General features: G+C 44.4%; 20 protein-coding genes and 1 other annotated feature. Of the genes, 4 read left to right on the top strand and 16 right to left on the bottom strand.

The genetic code is table 11. The features are described from left to right. Positions 1-62: 62 nt before the first annotated feature. Entirely contained in the window at positions 63-839 is a 777-nt protein-coding gene (gene yaaA, locus FKN08_RS14325) for a peroxide stress protein YaaA (protein ID WP_005396292.1), read from the bottom strand. 111 nt (positions 840-950) lie between these two features. After that, a complete protein-coding gene (locus FKN08_RS14320) occupies positions 951-2384 on the bottom strand; it encodes a sodium:alanine symporter family protein (protein ID WP_005396293.1) in 1434 nt (477 codons plus the stop codon). A gap of 721 nt (positions 2385-3105) precedes the next feature. On the opposite strand from FKN08_RS14320, the gene FKN08_RS14315 reads away from it, so the two are divergent. Continuing rightward, positions 3106-3291: a DUF3545 family protein gene (locus FKN08_RS14315; protein ID WP_005396294.1), complete on the top strand. Its 186-nt coding sequence runs from the start codon at positions 3106-3108 to the stop codon at positions 3289-3291. Positions 3292-3525: 234 nt separating this feature from the next. On the opposite strand, the gene FKN08_RS14310 is transcribed toward FKN08_RS14315, so the two are convergent. From FKN08_RS14310 to nfo, 3 genes are all read right to left on the bottom strand, one after another. After that, positions 3526-4077, bottom strand: a complete 552-nt coding sequence (locus tag FKN08_RS14310) for a hemerythrin domain-containing protein (protein WP_005396296.1) — start codon at positions 4075-4077, stop codon at positions 3526-3528. A 112-nt stretch (positions 4078-4189) separates the two neighbouring features. Then, complete coding sequence (gene ung, locus FKN08_RS14305; protein WP_005396298.1) at positions 4190-4870, bottom strand: uracil-DNA glycosylase; 681 nt, start codon at positions 4868-4870, stop codon at positions 4190-4192. A 283-nt stretch (positions 4871-5153) separates the two neighbouring features. After that, the gene (nfo, locus tag FKN08_RS14300) at positions 5154-6041 is read right to left on the bottom strand and encodes a deoxyribonuclease IV (protein ID WP_104969075.1); all 888 of its coding nucleotides are present in this window, start codon (positions 6039-6041) and stop codon (positions 5154-5156) included. Between the two features lie 326 nt (positions 6042-6367). Here nfo and grcA point away from each other — a divergent pair, with 326 nt between their 5' ends. Beyond that, a complete protein-coding gene (grcA, locus tag FKN08_RS14295; RefSeq protein WP_005381814.1) occupies positions 6368-6745 on the top strand; it encodes an autonomous glycyl radical cofactor GrcA in 378 nt (125 codons plus the stop codon). Positions 6746-6837: 92 nt separating this feature from the next. Here grcA and FKN08_RS14290 read toward each other — a convergent pair whose 3' ends face one another. From FKN08_RS14290 to thrL, 5 genes are all read right to left on the bottom strand, one after another. Continuing rightward, positions 6838-7497, bottom strand: a complete 660-nt coding sequence (locus tag FKN08_RS14290; RefSeq protein WP_046873970.1) for an NAD(P)H-dependent oxidoreductase — start codon at positions 7495-7497, stop codon at positions 6838-6840. A gap of 115 nt (positions 7498-7612) precedes the next feature. Further along, entirely contained in the window at positions 7613-8893 is a 1281-nt protein-coding gene (gene thrC, locus FKN08_RS14285; RefSeq protein WP_170892369.1) for a threonine synthase, read from the bottom strand. Next, positions 8890-9846, bottom strand: coding sequence for a homoserine kinase (gene thrB, locus FKN08_RS14280; protein ID WP_053808593.1), 957 nt, complete (start codon positions 9844-9846; stop codon positions 8890-8892). Before thrB ends, thrC begins: the two co-directional genes overlap by 4 nt. Before the next feature lie 20 nt (positions 9847-9866). Beyond that, the gene (gene thrA, locus FKN08_RS14275; protein WP_074192050.1) at positions 9867-12326 is read right to left on the bottom strand and encodes a bifunctional aspartate kinase/homoserine dehydrogenase I; all 2460 of its coding nucleotides are present in this window, start codon (positions 12324-12326) and stop codon (positions 9867-9869) included. 53 nt (positions 12327-12379) lie between these two features. Then, positions 12380-12499, bottom strand: a sequence feature (Thr leader region). Then, entirely contained in the window at positions 12435-12512 is a 78-nt protein-coding gene (gene thrL / locus FKN08_RS14270) for a thr operon leader peptide (protein ID WP_074192076.1), read from the bottom strand. Its footprint overlaps the feature before it by 65 nt. A 425-nt stretch (positions 12513-12937) precedes the next feature. Here thrL and FKN08_RS14265 point away from each other — a divergent pair, with 425 nt between their 5' ends. Next, complete coding sequence (locus FKN08_RS14265) at positions 12938-13408, top strand: ribonuclease regulator (RefSeq protein ID WP_065645163.1); 471 nt, start codon at positions 12938-12940, stop codon at positions 13406-13408. Here the strand turns inward: FKN08_RS14265 and FKN08_RS14260 are convergent. Together FKN08_RS14260 and FKN08_RS14255 are read right to left on the bottom strand one after the other, a co-directional pair. After that, a complete protein-coding gene (locus FKN08_RS14260) occupies positions 13405-13887 on the bottom strand; it encodes a putative 4-hydroxy-4-methyl-2-oxoglutarate aldolase (RefSeq protein WP_005396309.1) in 483 nt (160 codons plus the stop codon). The genes FKN08_RS14265 and FKN08_RS14260 overlap by 4 nt on opposite strands. Before the next feature lie 55 nt (positions 13888-13942). Further along, complete coding sequence (locus FKN08_RS14255; protein ID WP_031780532.1) at positions 13943-14350, bottom strand: DUF3293 domain-containing protein; 408 nt, start codon at positions 14348-14350, stop codon at positions 13943-13945. Between the two features lie 361 nt (positions 14351-14711). Between FKN08_RS14255 and arcA the strand changes: the two genes are divergently transcribed. Next, complete coding sequence (arcA, locus tag FKN08_RS14250) at positions 14712-15428, top strand: two-component system response regulator ArcA (protein ID WP_005381824.1); 717 nt, start codon at positions 14712-14714, stop codon at positions 15426-15428. Positions 15429-15511: 83 nt separating this feature from the next. On the opposite strand, the gene FKN08_RS14245 is transcribed toward arcA, so the two are convergent. The 4 genes from FKN08_RS14245 to FKN08_RS14230 form a co-directional block, all read right to left on the bottom strand. After that, positions 15512-15961, bottom strand: coding sequence for a hypothetical protein (locus tag FKN08_RS14245; protein ID WP_170892368.1), 450 nt, complete (start codon positions 15959-15961; stop codon positions 15512-15514). Position 15962: 1 nt separating this feature from the next. Continuing rightward, complete coding sequence (gene arcB / locus FKN08_RS14240) at positions 15963-18317, bottom strand: aerobic respiration two-component sensor histidine kinase ArcB (protein WP_005396314.1); 2355 nt, start codon at positions 18315-18317, stop codon at positions 15963-15965. 241 nt (positions 18318-18558) lie between these two features. Next, positions 18559-20307, bottom strand: a complete 1749-nt coding sequence (locus FKN08_RS14235; RefSeq protein WP_170892367.1) for a sensor domain-containing diguanylate cyclase — start codon at positions 20305-20307, stop codon at positions 18559-18561. Positions 20308-20342: 35 nt separating this feature from the next. Next, positions 20343-21302 carry a TIGR01212 family radical SAM protein gene (locus FKN08_RS14230; RefSeq protein ID WP_006742689.1) on the bottom strand — a complete coding sequence of 320 codons (960 nt, stop codon included), beginning with the start codon at positions 21300-21302 and terminating at the stop codon, positions 20343-20345. Between the last annotated feature and the right edge of the window lie 96 nt (positions 21303-21398).

Genomic DNA, 21398 nt, shown 5'->3' with positions numbered 1-21398 from the left:
CACTGCCAACCCTTTTTCGTTTGTACTGATAGAGATTAACGTAGACTACGTCTCAATCAGTTTTAGTTTTGCTCTTCGCGTTTAAATACTAACTCTGTTGGTGTCGATTCATCTTCAACAAAGTAGTAACCCGCCGTATCAAACTTAGTCAGGTCTGCCACACTCTCAATACGGTTTTCGATGATGTAACGCGCCATCATGCCGCGCGCTTTCTTCGCGTAGAAGCTGATGACCTTGTATTGGCCATTCTTACAATCTTTGAATACTGGCGTGATCACTTGCGCATCTAAATTCTTTGGCTTCACCGCTTTAAAGTATTCATTTGATGCAAGGTTGATAAGGACGTTATCACCTTGAGCAGAAATCGCTTCGTTAAGCTTGTCCGTAATAACATTGCCCCAAAACTGGTACAAGTTCGTACCTTTGTCGTTTGCAAGCTTGGTACCCATTTCAAGACGGTATGGCTGCATCAAATCAAGTGGTTTTAGTAAACCATAAAGACCCGATAGCATACGCAGATGATCTTGAGCATATTCGAAGTCCGCTTCAGATAAACTTTCGGCGTCTAGCCCTGTGTAAACGTCACCTTTAAATGCAAGAATGGCTTGTCGTGAGTTTTCTGTGGTAAACGTTTCACTCCACTCTTGAAATCGCCCAACATTCAAATCGGCAATCTTGTCGCTCACTTTCATTAAAGAGGCAACATCAGCAGGAGTCAGTTTGCGGCAAACATCGATAAGCTCTTTTGAGTATTCGACCAACTCAGGTTGAGTAAATTTTTCTGTCGCTAACGGAGACTCGTAATCAAGAGTCTTCGCTGGAGAAACTACGATAAGCATGACTTTCCCTTCTCTAATTTTGTTTTTTAATAGGGTACAAAAAAAGCCATGCATTGTCTGCATGGCTTTTTACATCATACTAATAGCTTTCAACTATGAGTGATAGCTCACTTAGTCTTTTTTATCGTTGTACCAAATGCCTTCTTCAAGCTGAGATTTCAGCTCAGGGAAGTCATTCGCATCAAACGTTGGTACTTTACCTTCACCAAGTTGGCGGTTGTAATCTTTTGCTAGCTTAATCACGATGCCAGATAGCAAGATGATTGCCACCAAGTTGACTATCGCCATCAGCCCCATCGAAACATCAGCAAGTGACCATACGACTGGGAGCGAAGCAAGTGCACCAAACATCACCATACCAAGAACAACAACGCGGAAAATGCTTAGGCCCGCCTTGTGGTTGTGCTCTAGGAAGATTAGGTTCGTTTCTGCGTACGAGTAGTTCGCGATGATTGATGTAAATGCAAAGAAGAAGATTGCCACGGCAACAAAGATGCCACCCCAATCACCAACTTGCGAGCTCAATGCACGCTGAGTTAGCTCGATACCCGTCACTTCTGTTGCTTGACCAACATACTCACCTGACATCAGGATGATAGCCACTGTCGCTGAACAGATAACGATCGTATCCATAAATACACCTAGCATCTGAACATAACCTTGAGATGCAGGGTGTGGTGGGTAAGGCGTTGCTGAAGCCGCCGCGTTTGGCGCAGAACCCATACCCGCTTCGTTCGAGAATAGACCGCGTTTAATACCGTTAATCATTGCCTGTGCAATCGCGTAGCCAAGACCACCAGCCGCCGCTTCTTGCAGACCAAATGCACTCTTAAAGATAAGCATTAATACATCAGGTAGCTTCTCTAGATTAGAGAACATGATGAACAGTGCTAGAGCCAAGTAAAGCAGCGCCATGATCGGAACGATCATCTCTGCGACTTTTGCGATACGCTTGATACCACCGAAAATTACAATCGCAGACAGTACTACAACCGCGATACCAACGTACAGGTCACTCCAACCAAATGCGGTGCTCATTGCATTTGCAATTGAGTTAGCTTGTACGGCGTTGAATACCAAACCAAAAGCGATGATTAGGAAAACTGAGAACAATACGCCCATCCAACGCATGCCCAGGCCTTTTTCCATGTAGTAGGCAGGACCACCACGGTAGTTGCCATCATCATCTTTGGTTTTGTATAGCTGCGCCAGAGTACTCTCTGCAAACGACGTTGCCATACCAAGCATTGCGATCAGCCACATCCAGAAGATCGCGCCAGGACCACCTGCAGTCAATGCAACTGCAACGCCCGCCATGTTACCTGTACCAACACGTGCAGCAAGACTAGTACAAAGCGCTTGGAAAGAAGAAATACCAGCTTTGTCTGCTTTACGACTGTTCTTAAGAACAGAGAACATGTGGCCGAAATGGCGGAACTGAATGAACCCTAATCGAACGGTGAAGTAAATACCAACACCAACAAGAAGATAAACCAGAATCGAACCCCAAAGGAGATCGTTCATCAAATTGATTAAGTCTGTCATGTGTACCTCAAAGTGAGTTGCGCCGGTCTATGCGTCCAAGCCATCCACCAAATTGCCTGCTAAGTGTCAAAGTGTGCTTAGCTTTTTAAGTAATGTTTATGGGCAATCTAGAATCGTAAACGTCGCTTCATGCATCCATTTTACGTACCAGCGTATTTTTTGACGGGCGGATAATGCAACCTAGGAGCGCAAAAATCAATATGCAATTATGATAATAACATTGTTATTTTTCACTATAAAGTCACCAAAAAATAACATAAATGGAAGACTTAACACCCATAAACTGCAACATTTCAATTACCAAATGCCAACATAAATAATTATCGCCCACCAAACAGAACGGAGCCCCATATAATTAAGGCCAAGCTAGTATTCACAAGGTGTTACATAAATTTGCTCTAGTGCCTTACCATCTAATTGAACACTATTTCATCAAACTGGTTTTATGCAACTTTGACCTTTGCACTGTCCCCCCACTCGCCAAATCGAATTAACATTGAAAATCTCTCTATTTAATCGTTTTCTTGAGATCGTTTGTGCATTTTTTAGCCATCACATTGCAATGAAAAGTGTGATTTTGAGAATATTTTTGCACGAAAATGTCATGCTACCGACACAAATGCGAAATATATCATGGTTATTCTCACGGCTATTGTGGTACTTAAAAAACTCCACAAGGACTGGTTACAACAGTTTAGCTTAAGAAAGGTAAAGGTGGCTTATGGAAGGCTTTCAACTAGATGACATTTTTAATCTGGATACTACCTCAACAACCAAATCTCGTGCCAAACCAGTAAAGCGAAAGTGGCGTGAAATAGAAGAGATGAACGACAGGCGCAATTTGCTTAAAGAGCTACGCGAACTTGATGCCTGTACCGACTACAACTTGGAAGACATTAAACTCTAATTCAAACAAAAGGCACCTTAAGGGTGCCTTTTGTTTTTGTTTACAGTAACGGTAAACGACTTGAGTTTAAGCGCCAGGATTTGAGTATGAGTACCGTTATTACTCAATAGGAATTTTCCCGTCTTTTGGTCGAGAAGCGCAAACGATAAATTTACGTCCAATTCTCAATAAATAAGAAATGCAGCTAACAAACCCGAGTGATACTTTCGTTCGCTCAGGTTTTATCGCACACACTTAAACATACTCAGCATCACTTTGACGCACACGTTCAGCTAACTGTTTATAACGATCGGCAATAGTGTCACCAAAAACTGGGTCATCTTCACTGACGCTCCATAAGCTTTCAACATGCTGCCAATCTTCGGTAGTGAATAACTCCTCAATGAGAGGCAGGATTTTTCGCTCCTCTAACTCCAAGTGGCGTCTTTGTGATTCAATGAAGTCCTCTAGGTGGGCCACAAACATGTCTTGAGGCACAACTGCATCCTGCAGGATCATCTCTATCAAGGAAGCAAACTCTTTGGTTTTACTTGCTAACTCTTGATGTTCTTTCTCTAAGTTTTCCATGGTCTGTTGCTTACCATAGTGCTCAAGAAAGTGGTGATAGAGAATATCTTCTTTCGGATGGTGAACTTTTTCTGAATGATTAGAGAGGTAATCAACTATCTCGCTTACTAATGCGTAGTTGATCGCACGTTCTTCTTTTATCTCATTAAGTTTATGGCGCAGTATCGCCAACAGACGAACCATATAGCCGTGTTCGCGTCGAATTCTTTCGATCATCATAGCGTCTCTCCTTAACACCTACTTTTAATAAGTGTACATGAGAAATTTGCCATCAGCCTCGAGCGTGCTCAAAAAAACAGCGATAATGGCAGCATTATCGCTGTCTCTTCTTTTATACAGTTAATGGCAAATGCCAGTTGATTGGTGCTTTTCCTTGCGAGGCAAGTAACTGGTTTGCTTGAGAGAAATGCTTACAACCAAAAAAACCTCGGTGTGCTGAGAGTGGTGATGGATGTGGTGCGGCTAACACATGATGTTTATTACGATCAATAAAGCGCCCTTTCTTCTGAGCGTGAGAGCCCCACAATAAAAACACCACGCCTTCCTGATGCTGGTTTATCGCTTCAATCACTCGGTCAGTGAACGTTTCCCACCCCGTTTTTGAATGTGAATGCGCTTTACCTTGCTCAACAGTCAATACCGTATTGAGCAACAATACACCTTGCTCTGCCCAGCTTTGTAAGAATCCATGCTGAGGGATTTGGAACCCTTCAATATCTTGAGCCAGCTCTTTATACATATTAACGAGTGACGGTGGCGTTTTGATTCCAGGAAGCACGGAAAAGCACAAACCATGCGCCTGATTTGGACCATGGTATGGGTCTTGTCCCAGAATCACTACTTTAACATCGTTAAACTCGGTAAATCGAAACGCGTTAAAGACATCTTTCGCTGGCGGGAAAATCGCTTTGCCTGCGGCGCGTTCTGCTTCTACAAAATTCAAAGTGTCTACAAAGTAGCTCTGTTTTTTCTCTTCGCCGATCACATCGTGCCAAGTGGGTGACTGATTCATGGAAAGTTCCTGTCCTAAATTTTGCTTCTATTCTAACGAGCGAAACCCAAACAAACAAAAACTTACCACGAACTTGAGAATAGTAATAAAAGACTAATGCTTCTGTGGCGTTCGAAAATGCCCCTGTCCTGTAATGTGACGATTAGGCATCGGCAAACGAAGCACGCGGCGGCTATATGCGTAAGAAGCAAAAGAGAGTGGTCGAGACATAGTGGCATCCTTCTTTCTTAATTCAAATTGACTTAAGTGGCTAAGAAAGAAAGGTGCCAACTCTGTGATCACATCATTGGTTATCTATCGCCGCTAGATGAAACTGACGCAGTGCGTTGATTTCTTGCTGCCAGATGTCCGGATCAATTGTTTCTAAAATCAGAGGGATACTATCAAATCGAGGGTCTTTCGCGATGTACTCAAAGCAATCCCACCCGATCTCTCCTTTGCCTAATGAGTGGTGGCGATCCACTTTGCTGGCAAACTCAACTTTTGAATCATTTAGATGCATTGCTCTTAAATAGTGCATCCCAACAATACGGTCGAATTCAGCAAAGGTATGCTCACAATCCTCTTTAGTACGCAGATCGTAACCGGCGGTAAACGTGTGGCAAGTATCGAGACATACACCAACACGTTCTTTGTCTTCCACTTGATCGATGATTTCAGCAAGATGCTCAAACTTCCAACCTAGGTTTGTACCCTGACCAGCCGTATTCTCGATTACCGCGATCACATTCGGCACCGCTTTGTGCGCAAGATTGATCGACTCTGCGATCGTCGCTAAGCACTCCTGTTCCGAGACTTTCTTTAAGTGGCTCCCAGGGTGAAAGTTCAGCAACGTTAAACCCAATTGATTACAACGCTCCATCTCATCGATGAATGCAGCGCGTGACTTATCCAACTTATCCGCTTCTGGTGCACCTAAGTTAATTAGATAAGAGTCATGGGGAAGAATATGTTCTGCGCCGAAACCCAGCATTTTACAGTTCGCTTTAAACGCACTGATGGTTTTTGCTTCTAAAGGCTTCGCCACCCACTGGCGTTGGTTTTTTGTAAATAGTGCGAACGCATTCGCGCCAATTTCGCGAGCTCTCAACGGCGCTTGGTCGACCCCACCAGCAGCAGAGACATGTGCACCAATGAGTTTATTCCCAAGCTTGTTTTTCATGTTTGTCATTTAATCACTTTAGACTTTCAGTATTGCTACCTAAATACAGATAGTTGCGTTAATCAGTTTAAACTTTAAGCTCAATTTGTAGTAAATTTACAACAAAATGAGTTATTAAATATTTTTTATATTATCAAATAAATTGTAATTAGTTTGTTTTCAAAGGTTTTATTGATTTAACTCAACAAAATCACCTTAATAAAAATAATGTTTTTGGTTGTTTTTTGACTTAAATCAATATTAAAATAGTGGATATTAGCTATATAATACTCAGCTCAACGAAAATTCGAAAATTAACACCAATAATCACCACGTAAGTGGTCTAGGAGATAGTGATGATCCAAGGTATCCAAATTACAAAAGCGGCAAACGACGACCTACTAAACTCTATCTGGCTATTAGATAGCGAAAAAAATGAAGCTCGTTGTGTTGCTGCAACTGCTGGCTACGAAGCAGACCAAGTTATCGCAATCAGCGATCTAGGTGAATACGAAAGCCGTGAAGTAGCAATCGAAACAGCTCCTCGCATCGAAGGCGGTCAACACCTAAACGTGAACGTGCTTAAACGCGAAACACTAGAAGATGCAGTTGCACACCCAGAGAAATACCCACAGCTAACAATCCGTGTTTCTGGTTACGCAGTACGTTTCAACTCGCTAACTCCAGAGCAACAACGTGATGTCATCGCTCGTACTTTTACTGAGACGCTATAATCTCAATAAAATCGACTTACTCACATTTAAAAAGCTTGGTCTCAATGGCCAAGCTTTTTTTGTTTTTCCATGCATCTAACCGTTCTGTTCCTTTACGGAGCATTTCTCTGTGACGGATCCTTCTTAAACACTTCAGCCAGTGAGGTTGGGTCAAGCCTTTCTCTTTGTTGTGAAGCGCCTTCTGCCCACCAAATCAATTGATGTATGGTGCGATTCATATAGCTGTCCCACTGCGTCTGCTGCAATTCATCCGCAACGACCCCCTGTTCGTCAAACACTTCTTGCGCTTTAGGAATGTGAATCATCGCCGAGACAGGTAGACATCCAAGTTCAGATAAGAAGGTACGCATCGACACTGCAGCTCGAACACCACCCCATTGCCCAGCAGAGTAGGTCACGATAGCACTTGGCTTATAGGAAAACAGCGAACTGCCAAAATGGTTGAGCATGTTTGCCAAAGCAGGGCTCATCGAATGGTTATATTCCGGGCTGACCATCACGTACCCATCGGCACTTTTAATTTTGTCTGCCAGTTCTCTCAAGTGGGCTGGCACTTTAGCGCGATGGTAAGCAAACTCAGGCTTAAACACGTCGTCAAAGTCGTAGTTCAATGGGTCAATGATTTCGACGGTATGTTGGGAATACTGATTCTTAAACAACGTTTCACATGCTCTACTCACTCGCATGCCCAAGCGGGCTGGTCGTGGCGGTGTGCTGTCTCTTACCGAGCCAAGAAAAATCAAAAAATGCATGCTTCTATTTCCATCTTTAAGTTCGTTTCTCAATCATAAAGAGAGTCGAGACTTACTGACAATAAAAAAGGCGAATGATTGCTCATTCACCTTTCGTCGTTCATCATTTTAATAATTACTGTACACGGCGCAGTACTTGTTTCAATGCATCAAAGTCTGCGTCTAGCTCTTCCGATAGCAGTTCCATCGCCGCGTGCTTCGCTAGCGGTGCAGGAAGCTCGATGTCAGATTGCAAAATGTCATCCACCACTTCTTTGAACTTCGCTGGGTGCGCAGTACATAGGAACAGACCGGTTTCACCTTCTTGCAGTTGCTCTTCAAGAACGCGGTAAGCAATCGCACCGTGCGGTTCACATAGGTAGCCCAATGAGTACAAGTCTTTCACAGATTGTGCGCTTTGCTCATCTGAAACCGCGCCTTTACCTAGTGTCTCTAGGCCCCACTCTTTCACTCGGCAGAGCTCTTCAATACGCGGCCAGTTGTTCGGTTGACTTACATCCATTGCGTTCGATGTCGTTGCAACCGTTGGTTTTGGCTCCCACTTACCTGTTTCTAAGTAGCGTGGCACGGTGTCATTGGCGTTGGTTGCAGCAATGAAGCGTTTGATCGGCAGACCCAGCGCTTTTGCCAGTAGACCTGCCGTCAGGTTACCGAAGTTACCACTTGGTACAGACACTACTAGGTTTTCACGCTCTTCCTTACTCATTTGCGCGGCTGCTTCAAAGTAGTAACAGATTTGCGCCATCAAACGGCTGATGTTGATTGAGTTTGCAGAGTTCAGGCCGATCTCTTCACGCAGTGCGGAATCATCGAAAGCTTGCTTAACCAGTGCCTGGCACGCATCGAAGTCGCCATCGATCGCGACAGTGTGAATGTTCTTGCCTAGCGTACAGAATAGCTTCTCTTGCAGTGGGCTAATCTTGCCTTTCGGGTAAAGAATCACAACGTTGATGTCTTCCATACCATAGAAAGCGTGCGCAACGGCTGCGCCAGTATCGCCAGAAGTCGCAGTCAGAATGGTGATCTTGCCACCGTCCGATACCGCCGCAAGAGATTGCGCCATAAAGCGACCGCCAAAATCTTTAAATGCCAGCGTTGGACCATGGAAAAGCTCTAACGCGTAAACACCGTCTTTGACTTGATTGATTGGCGCCGGGAATTGGAACGCTGCGTCCACAAGCGCGTTGACTTGCTCTTCCGCCAGCTCATCACCGATAAACGCTGATAAAATCTTAGTGCTACGAGAAACAAAGTCTTCTGCCAGTAGCGCATCAACGTCTTCAAACTTTGGTAATTCCGATGGGAAAAATAGACCTTGGTTACGGCCTAACCCTTGGCGAACGGCTTGGCCAAAGGAAACTTGTTCATCATTTTCTTTTATATTGTAAAGCTTCATAGCTCACTTCCTGTTACTTTCGAACCCTGCTTATCTAGACGACAAACGTGGACGAATCCTTCTTCGTTTTGTACGTAGTTCTGTTCTAACCAGCGAGCAACTCGCTCAGCGACATCTTTCTCTTTGCAAATACTGAACAGTGTTGGACCACTGCCAGAAATACCGGTTGCTAACGCACCTGCTGATGCAGCGTATTGACGTGCATTCGCAAAGCCCGGAAGCAGTTTCTCACGATACGGTTCTGCGATCACGTCTTTGATCATTTTTGCAGCTAGCTCTGGCTGACCAGAATGACACGCATGAATAAAGCCCGCAAGGTGACGACCATGAGCGATGATATCTTGTCGGCGGTATTGAGATGGTAGGATCTCACGCGCTTCTGCTGTTGATACTTTGATTCCCGGATACGCCATGACCCAGTACCAATCATCAAAACAAGGCACTTCTTGACTGATGATACCAAGCTCTTCAAGCATCAACTGGACACCACCAAGGTAACACGGCGCGACGTTATCGTAGTGAATACCACCAGAGATTTTGCCTTCCATTTCCCCCATCAGTGCTAGCAGCTCAGTCTCATTCAGCGGTTGACCATGGAATCGGTTTAAGGCATCCAGCGCCGCCACGATAGAACATGCACTTGAGCCTAAACCTGAGCCTATTGGCATGTTCTTTTCTAGCGTCATTTCAAGTGGTTTTAGCTCAACACCTTTTTTATCTAGCTCGCGAGAAAACACCAGCCAACAATCGTAAACGATGTTTTCTTTTGGCTCTGTAGGCAACTTAGAGACAAAATTACCCGCAGTTTTCAGACTGAACGGCTCAGTCCCTGCCTTAACTTGCACTCTGTCACCTAGCAAGGCCCCATCCACTGGGGACACCGCCGCCCCCAATACATCAAAACCAACACTTACATTACCAATTGATGCTGGGGCATAAACCACTACATCCATATCACTTGAACTCATTCTTGTTATACCCCTAGTTTCCAACCTAAAGTACGCATCACGTCAGAGAAGACACCCGCAGCCGTTACCTCAGTACCTGCGCCATAGCCACGCAACACAAGTGGGATTGGCTGGTAGTAACGGCTGTAAAATGCCAGTGCGTTTTCACCGTCTTTGATTTTATACATCGGATCGTTTTCATCCACCGCAGCAATACTTACTGTGCACTTGCCCTCGTTAATTTCACCAACGTAACGCAGTACTTTGCCTTCTTCTGCTGCTTTAGCCGATAACTCTTTGAAGTAAGCGTCCGCTTCTGGGAGACGCGCCATAAACTCATCAACACTGCCTGAATCATCAAAGCCTGGCGGTAGCGCTTGGTCAACAACAACGTCTTCAAGCTCTAGTGACATGCCCGCTTCACGAGCTAGGATCAACAACTTACGCGCGACATCCATACCAGACAGATCATCACGAGGATCTGGTTCAGTAAAGCCATTTTCTTTTGCGATATTCGTCGCTTCACTTAAGCTCATTCCTTCATCTAACTTACCGAAAATATAAGAAAGAGAACCGGAAAGAATACCGCTGAAGCGCTCCAGTTCATCACCTGCAGAAATCAGGTTTTGCAAGTTTTCAATAACCGGTAGGCCTGCACCTACGGTTGTTTCATACATCAATTTACGACGGGAGCTACGAGCCACATCGCGAAGCTGATGGTAGTACGCCATGCTTGCTGTGTTTGCTTTTTTGTTTGGTGTTACAACATGAAAACCTGCCGCTAGGAAGTCGGCGTATTGTTTAGCAATGTCTTCACTGGAGGTACAATCAACCAATACTGGGTTGATAATATGATTGCGTTGTACCAAAGAAATCAGACGCGCTAGGCTGAATTCTTCTGTGGCTGCTGACATACGATCACGCCAGTGCTCGAGCGGTAAGCCTTCGCTATCAAGCAAAAGACCTTTGCTGTTTGCTAAGCCACAAACTCGAATCACAATGCCTTTCTCAGCAAGTTTGACTTGTTGGCGTTCGATCTGATCCACCAGTTCGCCACCCACACCACCGACACCAACAACGAACACATCGAGGAAGTGTTTCGAGTTGAATAGGTTTTCGTGACACGCTTTGATCGCCTCAGAAATTTTGTCTTCTGGAATAACGGCAGAAATCGCACGTTCTGATGAGCCTTGTGCTATCGCCACGATGTTCACGTTCACTTCAGCAAGAGAAGAGAAGAAGCGAGAAGCCACACCGCGCGATGTGCGCATACCATCACCAACAAGCGTAATGATTGAAACATTATCAATAAACTCAACCGGTTCTAGTAAGCCATCTTTGAGTTCTAGCTCGAACGCATCTGCCAGCACTTGCTGCGCTTTCGCTTTATCTTCAGCCTCAATACAGAAGCTGATGCTGTATTCAGAAGAAGACTGAGTGATCAGAACAATAGATACACCAGCAGACGACATCGCACCGAATACACGGCTCGCCATGCCTACCATGCCTTTCATACCAGGGCCTGATACGTTAACCATGGTTAGGTCGTTAAGTGTTGTAATACCTTTGATCGCAAGATTATCTTCACCAGTATCTTGGCCGATAAGAGTACCTGCACCTTGAGGGTTAAAGCTGTTTTTGATCAGACATGGAATGTGGAATTGAGCAATAGGGGCGATGGTTTTCGGGTGCAGAACGGAAGCACCAAAATAAGAAAGCTCCATCGCTTCTTGGTAGCTTAGTGATTTAAGTAGGCGAGCATCTTCGACTAAACGTGGGTCACAGTTGTATACACCATCAACGTCGGTCCAGATTTCACAGCAGTCTGCGCGTAAACAAGCTGCAAGAACCGCTGCCGAGTAGTCAGAGCCATTACGACCCAGCGTGACAAGCTCTCCTTTTTCGTTGCCAGCTGTAAAGCCCGGCATAATGTTCACGTGGCCCTGAGGAAGGGGGTTTTGACGGAAGTTTTGCGTTGAAATATCCACATCAACCATAGCTTCAAGATGATCACCTTGGGCATACAGATACTCGACAGGATCGATCAAGCTCGCTTGTTGTCCCTTCGCCTCCAAGACGGCTTTCATCAACTGAATGGAAACACGCTCACCTTTACTGATAATGCGTGCATTTACGTTGTTTGGGCACATACCTAATAGATTGATGCCGTGAACAAATTGACGTAATTGAGATAGCGAGGTTTTCACTTGGTTATCGAAAGCTGAACCATCAATATTGGGTAGTACTGCTTGGATTTGAGTGAATAGCGTTTTAAACGATTCATCCAACTCTTTGATTTGCAGCTCTGCTTCACCATTGCGCAACGCGCCTTCAATGACCGCAACCAACTTATTTGTTGTTTTACCTGGGGCTGAAAGAACAACCGCCACTTCTTCTTGTTGAGCGTTATTGGCAATGATGTCTGCCGCTCTTAAAAAGCGATCTGCATCAGCTAGTGATGAACCGCCAAACTTCAATACTCGCATCCCTTCCTCCGGTATATCTTCTCAAACTTGTCTAAATTCTGGATAAAAAAGCATAAAAAAAGGCCTGTATCTTGTTGGATACAGGCCTTTTTTGTGAATTTCTTTCGCTCAGCAGCCTGCCCCAACATGTGTCGTGTCGGTAATAATAATGGTCGTGGTCATTACTACTAGGCTGTTAGATGGCATAAATAAATATTCAACGTTAATTGTGTTTGCTTAACTCTACGTTTACCGAGTTTCCGATTCATAGTCAACAAAAAATTGTTTGTTTTTCAGTCTTACAGCGATTTCTGCTAAGCAATCTTATTGATATTTAAAGCTAATTGGATGTTATAGCTCGTTAGGAAATCTGTCGCTTATTTTTGTAGGGGGCTCATCCCATCGTCATCAGTCTCACTTTTTACTCCATAACTAGTCTGATCTTCGTCATAAAGCGTAAGATCAAATTATGAAAGGGAGTTGTTGACACTTAACAACAACTTAACTGTGACCTATGTTCACAGGATCGAATTATTTAGAAAATAGATGAGCTAGCTTTCATATTCTATGCTTTAATAGTGAGAAGCTTTGGGCACATACTAATAAAAAAGTTGACACAAGGAGTGGTGAGCATGAAAAGAGGGCTTTTTCTGTTGCTGTTTTTTGTGCCTGGCGTTTGTCTAGCAAACGAGCTTCCGCCTCTTCCAGGCAAAACATCCCCTTCTCCTCATAAACTATTTATTTCCAGCGACAGCTATCAATCTGACAGTTTCGATGTTTGGAATATAGACACGGGTTATGCGTACGAACTCTTTGACTCCGTAGACGTTTACGTCGGTGCACGAGTCAACAACTCTCCAACCCAAAACCAAAGCGGTTTTTTGAGTGGGATCAGCTATCACTTCAATGATCGTGTCACACTAAAAAGTACTGTCCGCTCTTACAAGAATGAGACTGCGGAAGGTATTCGCCAAGAAGACAGCAGCCTCGCAGCTGAAGTCTCAAGTCGCGTAAAAATCACCGATAAACTGGATCTTCACGCGACTCTTGATTACCAAGATTGGCAACAAGGTATTGAGGTAGGTTTAGGCTTTCGTTTTTAGAAATCTAATTTTTGCTTTGAAATCAACACACCATTCCAATCAGCGTACACATAATGCTTCGGCTGCACGATTTGGTTTTGCATCGTTAAGGTCACATTGACCTCTCCCATACCTCGCTTCTCTGTCTTAAACGGATTAGTACCAAGTGCTTGCACGCCAATGTCCATCTGAGATATTTGTGCTACGTCGCGTATTGCACCATAGACAATAATGCCTTCCCACCCATTTTCTATTCCGAGTATTGCTAATTGATCGCCAAGCAATGCTTTCTGACACGAACCATGTCCGTCAACAATCAATACTTTCCCCGTTCCATCTTCGCCCAGTACTTCACGTACTTTTGAGTTGTCGTGATAGCAACGCACTGTGACAATTTCTCCGTAAAAAGCGGTGCGTTGACCAAAGTTCTGCAGTGGCAAAGTAAGCAGGGTAACTTGGTCTTCAAATTGGTCACAAATATCGGGTGTAATGTCTCTCATATTTCCTCCGTGAATTTTCTCACCCAAGCAGTGCTTCGGTGAGTAGTATCCTTTCCTATACGAGTCGAGGCTTAAGGGAGCCTAACTTATGCAACACTTTCGGCTGTGAGCACGCAATAAGGTAAAGTTGATCATCAATGACGTAGTAAATCGCGTTTTGTTGAAAGTCATTCGCCAATGCGACCGCCGCCTCTGGTGATAACTCGACGGCAAAGCTTTCCTCATACCATGTAAAAGAGCTGTCACCTACTGTGATAGGCGCGTAATTAACGTGCTGTAGCAGTGTTTCTAATGCTTGATTGCTTATGCAGTTCTCTTCTTTGGACCGCAAATTACTGTATGGGTTCCAAGCGGTTATCACAGCGTAGTTTGAAACGCACCACTCGGCCTCGAATCTGAAAAAAGATTCTGAATAAGCATTCCATAACGATGCGTCTATGTTCGTATTACTTTTTTCTATCATAAGTCTTAAACGATTAATAACAGTTACATTTCATCAATTGATATAAATCAACAAACTGAATGGAATTAACATTTGAGCATTGTTAGCATGCTGTTAACAATATAAAATCCGCTCCATATCTTAGGGTGTTTACGTTTCAGGCCCCACAGAAAGCAGGAAATGAAAGGTAAACAAGCCCTTTAGAATAAACGTCGCCATTGGATACTGGTGAGTTGGCAAAATTCCATGGAGGGCGGATAACTGAAAGAAGTGTTTTTTTGATCAACTTGATTTATTATCAAAATCACATTACCTGTATGTTATATTTTTGCCTAGAATTTATTCTATTAGCACAATTTTGTCACAAATTTAGGTACCGCCAATGCAAACCCCGCAGATTCTTATCGTTGAAGATGAGCAAGTAACTCGTAACACTCTTAAGAGTATTTTTGAAGCAGAGGGATACGCTGTTTTTGAAGCCAGTGACGGTGAAGAGATGCACCAAGTGTTGTCTGACAACTCAGTCAACTTGGTTATTATGGACATTAATCTTCCAGGCAAGAATGGCCTTCTGTTAGCGCGTGAACTACGCGAACAAGCGAACATTGCTTTAATGTTCCTGACAGGCCGTGACAATGAAGTGGACAAGATCCTAGGTCTTGAGATTGGTGCAGATGACTACATCACTAAACCATTCAACCCACGTGAACTGACTATTCGTGCTCGCAACCTACTTAGCCGCTCAATGAGCTCTAACGCGGTGCAAGAAGAGAAACGCTCAGTAGAAAAGTATGAATTCAATGGTTGGGTACTGGACATCAACAGTCGCTCTCTAGTAAGCCCTGCTGGTGATAGCTACAAGCTCCCTCGCTCTGAGTTCCGAGCTCTACTGCACTTCTGTGAGAACCCAGGTAAGATTCAAACTCGTGCCGATCTTCTTAAGAAGATGACTGGCCGTGAACTTAAGCCGCATGACCGTACTGTAGACGTAACGATTCGTCGTATTCGTAAACACTTTGAGTCTGTTTCAGGTACTCCTGAAATCATCGCGACTATCCACGGCGAAGGTTACCGCTTCTGTGGCGATCTAGAAGACTAATTGAATCGCTAATACGCAAAGGGCTTGCTCATTGAGCAAGCCCTTTTATTTTGGGTTTAGCAATTAGCGGATAATCACTGAATCTAATAAACCTTGTTAATCTTCACGTACTTTTCCACTAACCAGCGCTGTTTACCTGCGTCGTCTAAAAGTACCGCGATATCAACCGATTTTTCTGTGTCCGCGTCTACCTGAGACGTGAAAGCTACTTCCCATTGGCTCTCACTATGAGTTCGAGTTTCTAAAGAGTCTTCATCCACCCACCACTCTTTTTCCCCTTGCTTGATGATAAGCGCTTCGGCAGTCAGGTTGGCTGGGAGTAACTGGTCTCCTTCAAGGTAAAGTGATCCTTGAATGCTTTGCTCTTGCACTTCCCCAACGGTCGGCATCAGGTTCACCCATAAGTTACTTTTGAGCTCGACATTCACCTGGTTAATCGTAATCTGACTGTTTTGTTGCCAGTTCACACTTGGAACGGAACTGCAGCCTGCCATCAATGCTATAATCAACGCCAACGGTGCGATTTTTTTCATGTTATTTCCTTTGTTCCAACCAACTTTTGAGGACTTGAATATCGTTTTGGTATTCATTTTTGATCTCTTCAACCCAGTCTGAAATGTTTTCCCACCATGCTGGCATATCGGGAGATTGCGCTTTCTGCGCCACACTTTGGATACGTTTGAGGCCAATCGAACCTGCAGCGCCTTTAATTTTATGCGCTTCAGAAACAATCCCATCTTGATCTTTTGCCGTCATGTTTGAGTCTAAGACATCAATATAGTCTGGCATCATGTCTTCAAACATTTTTATGCTGTCGTAGACCGGCTTGGCACCAACAATGTCGACGTAAGACTCTAACATATCCATATCGAGCAAGTGTGTCTCAATCACAGGAGAAGGAGTCGGCTCTTCCACTGTTTCTGGAATGCTCTCAGGTTGCTCTTGCGGCTCTACCTGATGCGCGAAGAACTTATCAATTACAGACTGAATGGCATTCACAGCAAGCGGTTTGCTGATGGCATCATCCATACCGTTATCTAAATATTCACGACGATCTTTCATCACATTAGCTGTTAGGGCGACCAATGGAGGCAGATTGTTATAATGCTCGCGATAATAATTTGCGACATCAAAGCCCGTCATATCAGGCAGCTGAATATCCAACAACGCCAAGTCATATTTTTCTGGCACAAAGTTCACGAGCGCTTCTTGTCCCGTCATCGCCACGGTAACGGAGTGCCCTAAGCTCTCAAGCAACGATTTGGCCACGGTGACGTTAAGCTCAATGTCTTCGACCATAAAAATGTTGAGATGCACATTATCGCGTTTTGCATCAATGACAGGTTCTTCGAGTTCCACAATAGGAACGTGAATCGATACGGTAAAAGTACTACCAAAACCCTCTTCACTAGCGACAGTAATGTCACCATCCATCATATTGATCAGCTGTTTTGACACCGCCAGGCCTATACCAGTCCCGACAGCATGTAGGTTGTCTTTACCTGATTTCACTTGGTAATACATGGCGAAGATTTTATCGAGCTCATCTTCCGGTATACCAATACCTGTGTCTTCCACTTCCATAATAATGGTGGCAAAATCGTCTTCTACATCCGCGCTCACCGTCATCACAACGCCACCTTCTTTGGTAAACTTCATTGCGTTGCTGACCAAGTTCCAAATTACCTGACGCAAACGGGTCGCATCCACTTCAATTGCTTTTGGTAAATCACTCAAACGTTCTAAGTCAAAGCGCAGCCCTTTTTGCTCCGCCATCAAAGCAGAGATGCTTTCAATCTCAGCGACGAAGTCTTCGAAGTTAAGTGGCGCAGGTAATAGTTCTAGCTTGCGGCGATCAAACTTATCCATATCGATAATATCGTTGAAGATGTTCCCTAGCGTAATCGCACTCACATTGATGGTCTGCATGTGTTTGCGCTGCTCTTCTGTCAACGGACTATCGAGAAGCATGCGACTTAAACCCACAATGCCATTTAGTGGCGTTCGCAGTTCATGACTGATGGTTGAGATGAAAGTGGTTTTATCACGGCTTGCTTTCTCTAACGACTCTTCATGACGTTTACGTTCAGTGATATCACGGCCAAAGCCCACCAAGCCAAGGTGACGACCATCTTTGCTGTAAAACGGCACTTTACGCAGTTCAAAGTAGTGTTTGCGTCCATCAGGATACTCAAGCCACTGCTCGTAAGTGATGGCTTGATTATCGGCAAAGACCTTTTGGTCAGTATCAACGATGTGCTCAGCGATTTCTTTACTATACACATCCCAAGGGCTTAATCCGACTAACTGGTGCTCTTTCTTGCCCGTTAGCTCTTCCATTGCCCGGTTACAACCGGAGAACACACCATCGGCATTGCGGTAGTAAATTAAGTCTGGCGAGGCATCAATAAATGAACGCAGTAGTGCAGTGCGTTCCGCAAGCTCTAACTGAGTACGCTCTCGTTGGAACACCTCGTTTTCGAGATCTTGCATCGCCTCTTCACGAGCTTCTTCTGCTTTAATGCGCTCTTCAATTTCTTGGTTGAGCTTTTCGATGTTTTGTTGCAGTTGATAATTCAGTTCTTGGTCTCGCGAGCGCATGTCTTTCAGTTTGGACACCAACTTGGTTAAACGCTGGCGAGACTCTTCTAACTGATCAACAACAACAGAAAGAAAATAAACCGCCCAAGGTGTAATCAAGAGACCAAAAAACACCGAACGGACAATGTCGATATCGTCGACTCGCCCCTTGAGAGCTAAAGTAATCCCCACCTGCACCACAACGGCTAATGCCACCAGCGCAAGGGCCAGCAAAATCGAGAAACGAACAATCCCCAGTTTGACTAGCAAGTCGACATAATACTGGGCGAGATTTTTCATGGGTTTCATTAACTACTCCATGGTGCTGGCTAGATGTTGCCCTTCAATGATAAAAAACGAGCAGACATATTCGGCCTAACGCAATTTAGGTCTGTGTGATTAGTGAAAAATACGTAGTGCGAACTGCGCTTGCTAAACAAGATAAAAAGATAAGTTAACCAACGAACGCACAGGCTTCGGTAAGTTTAACGTGTTTAATACGGCGATTTAAACAATCAGCTATCAACTTAGAGCAAGCGGTCACAAAGCGTTAGCAAGAACTGGGATGAATACAGGTGCGATTACGTCCATCAGCTTTGGCTTGGTATAGCGCACTGTCAGCCATGGCAATACCCATTTCCGGTTCATCACCATGTTGAGGAATATAAGAGACAAGACCGATACTGACCGTGAGACGTTCCGATGCTTCTGAGCTGTCGTGCTCCATATCGAGTTGTCGAATTTGTTCATGAATACGCTGCGCTACATTGCTCGCGCCTTCCGTTGTGGTATTCGGCAGGATAAATCCAAACTCCTCACCACCATAACGCGCAACACAATCCGAGGAGCGATTGATGACTTTTGTGAATACGGTAGCAACACTGACCAATGCTTCATCACCTTGCTGATGGCCGTAACAGTCGTTGTAATCTTTGAAAAAGTCGATGTCACACAACATGATAGTGAGCGGCAGCTTTTCGCGGGCATGGTGGTACCATAGTACCTGCAGTTGTTCATCGAAGCGGCGTCGGTTCGATACCTGAGTTAGGCTGTCCATAAAGCTCAACTTTTCTAACTCTAAATTGGCTCTCTCCAACTTTTGTTCGGCAAGGTAACGTTCAGAAATATCACGCGCCATTATCAGCACACCATTCGTTCCTGAAGCTTTATCTTTAAAGGGCGATTTCACCACATCAAACCACGTACTTTTGCCATCACTGCTAACGACTTTATCTATGTATCGGACAGGTTCTGACTGACGCAATGCATCCAAATCACTAGCGGCTAAGCGAGCGTACATCTCTTCAGGAATGACATCTTGAAGGCGCTTACCGATCAAATCAGACACGTCTGAAATACCTAATGCATTAACGAACGGTTTATTACACGCTTGATAGACCATATTCTCATTGAAGATACCGATAGAGTCAGGGCTAGCGTCAAGAATAGTTTGTAAGATGGTATCCCTTTGCGCCAACGCAACTTCTGTATCTTTACGGCGCTCCATTTCATCTCTCAGGTTTTGCTGCATTTTGTGCCACTCGGTCACATCATGACTAATGGATAATGTACCGATCAGCTCACCACTCGGTGACACAAGGGAATTTTGATTCACTTCCAATAAGCAACTGCGACCTTGTGGATCCGTCGTCCACTTGCGCTCACTCTTTCTGCTAGCCTCACCCATGGAAGCCTTTGATGCGCAGGCTTCTTCCCTTCGCCCTTCCCAAAATTGATCAAATGCTCGGTTCGTCGTTAATAAATTCCCTTGGCGATCTTGGGTACAAATTAACTCAGAGAGTGAGTCTAGTGCCGAACGGGCAATCGTTAATTGCGCAAGCTCTTGTTGCTGCTCTTGATGAGTGGCTTGATATAGCTGCGCGTAGATGATCCAAACACGGTGATTGCGCAGCAAACTCTTTCTTCCTGACAACTCCACCTTGATAGATTCGCTTTCAGATAAGCGCCAATCAAATACCTGCTGGCTAAAATGACGACTAGAGACACTGTCGAGAAACGACTCAAGCTCACGAATATCGAATAAAGCGGGATACAAATATCCCGTGCCTAGAGAGCGAATACCTAATAACTGCATCGCAGCTTGGTTAGATAACAAGATCTGAGCATGGCCAGTATCCAGCACTATGACTGGATAGGGTGAATCCGTTACGAGTTGCTTAAGTGATGTTTGAAAGTGCAAATAGATCAGTGCTAACGCGCACACGCTAGCAATTAATAACAAGACGACATAGCCATAACCGCCTTGACCATCCCAAAGCCAATTGAGTAACTGATCCATCGTTTAAACCTTTAAAGAAAACTGGTTAAAATATATCAGTTATTTATTGAGCGATCTGCTATTAATTCCGGTTTAGTATAGATAAAAGCGTTTCCCGTTAGACTTCCTTGAGCACCATGTTCACTGAGGGAGCGACCAATTTCAGTCATCGCCAGCCAGCGGTTTTCACACCACAGTGGCGATAATAAGGTAGGTCTACGAGCTGCTGATGAAACCCGATGGTAAATCACGTCCGGTGGCGTCATACGAATCATCTCACTGGCAATTGCGACATACTCTTCTAGCTCTGGCGCCTCTAATCGTCCTGCACGCCACGCTTTCGCCATGGTGCTGCCTTCCACTATATGAAGACCATGTAACTTGATGCCATCCGTTCCCACGGCTAACACTTTTTGCAGCGTCTCAATGTTATCGTCGCGGCTTTCTTTCGGTAATCCAACAATTAAATGAGTACAGACTTTAATACCTAGCGCACGCGCACGCTTGGTGATCTCGGCATAACATTCGAAATCATGGCCGCGATTGATGCGCTTAAGGGTGTCGTTATTAGCGGTTTGAAGCCCTAACTCTAGCCAAATTTCATAACCTTGCTGTACATAGTCAGACAGTAAATCCAATACGGCATCAGGCACGCAATCTGGACGAGTCCCGACACACAATCCCACAATATCAGCCGCTTTTAGTGCTTCTTCATACATATTTTTCAGCACTTGCACTTCCGCATAAGTACTGGTGTAAGCCTGAAAATAAGCGAGATACTTCTTCGCTCGATGAATTTCGCCCGCACGATCTTTCAACTGATCGTGAATACTTTTTATCTGTACTTCTTCATCCGCAAACGAAGCTACATTACAAAAAGTACATCCTCCCCGACCAATCGTGCCATCTCGGTTAGGGCAACTAAATCCACCGTGCAACGTTAGTTTATGGACTTTTTCACCGTATCGACGCTGAAGATCTTGGCCGATTGTATTGACCAACTCATGTAACTGCATAAATTCTCACCAACAATGAACCGTAATCAATCTCACTACGATCTATGTAAATAAATTACATCCCTGCAAGAAAAAACACACAATACTAGTCAATTC

This window comes from Vibrio sp. 1-2 (7-a), from assembly GCF_013048515.1.
In the GTDB taxonomy this organism is placed as follows: Bacteria; Pseudomonadota; Gammaproteobacteria; order Enterobacterales; family Vibrionaceae; genus Vibrio; species Vibrio diabolicus.
Note: the sequence above shows the minus strand (reverse complement) of the source record. Positions and strands in the feature narration are given on the sequence as shown.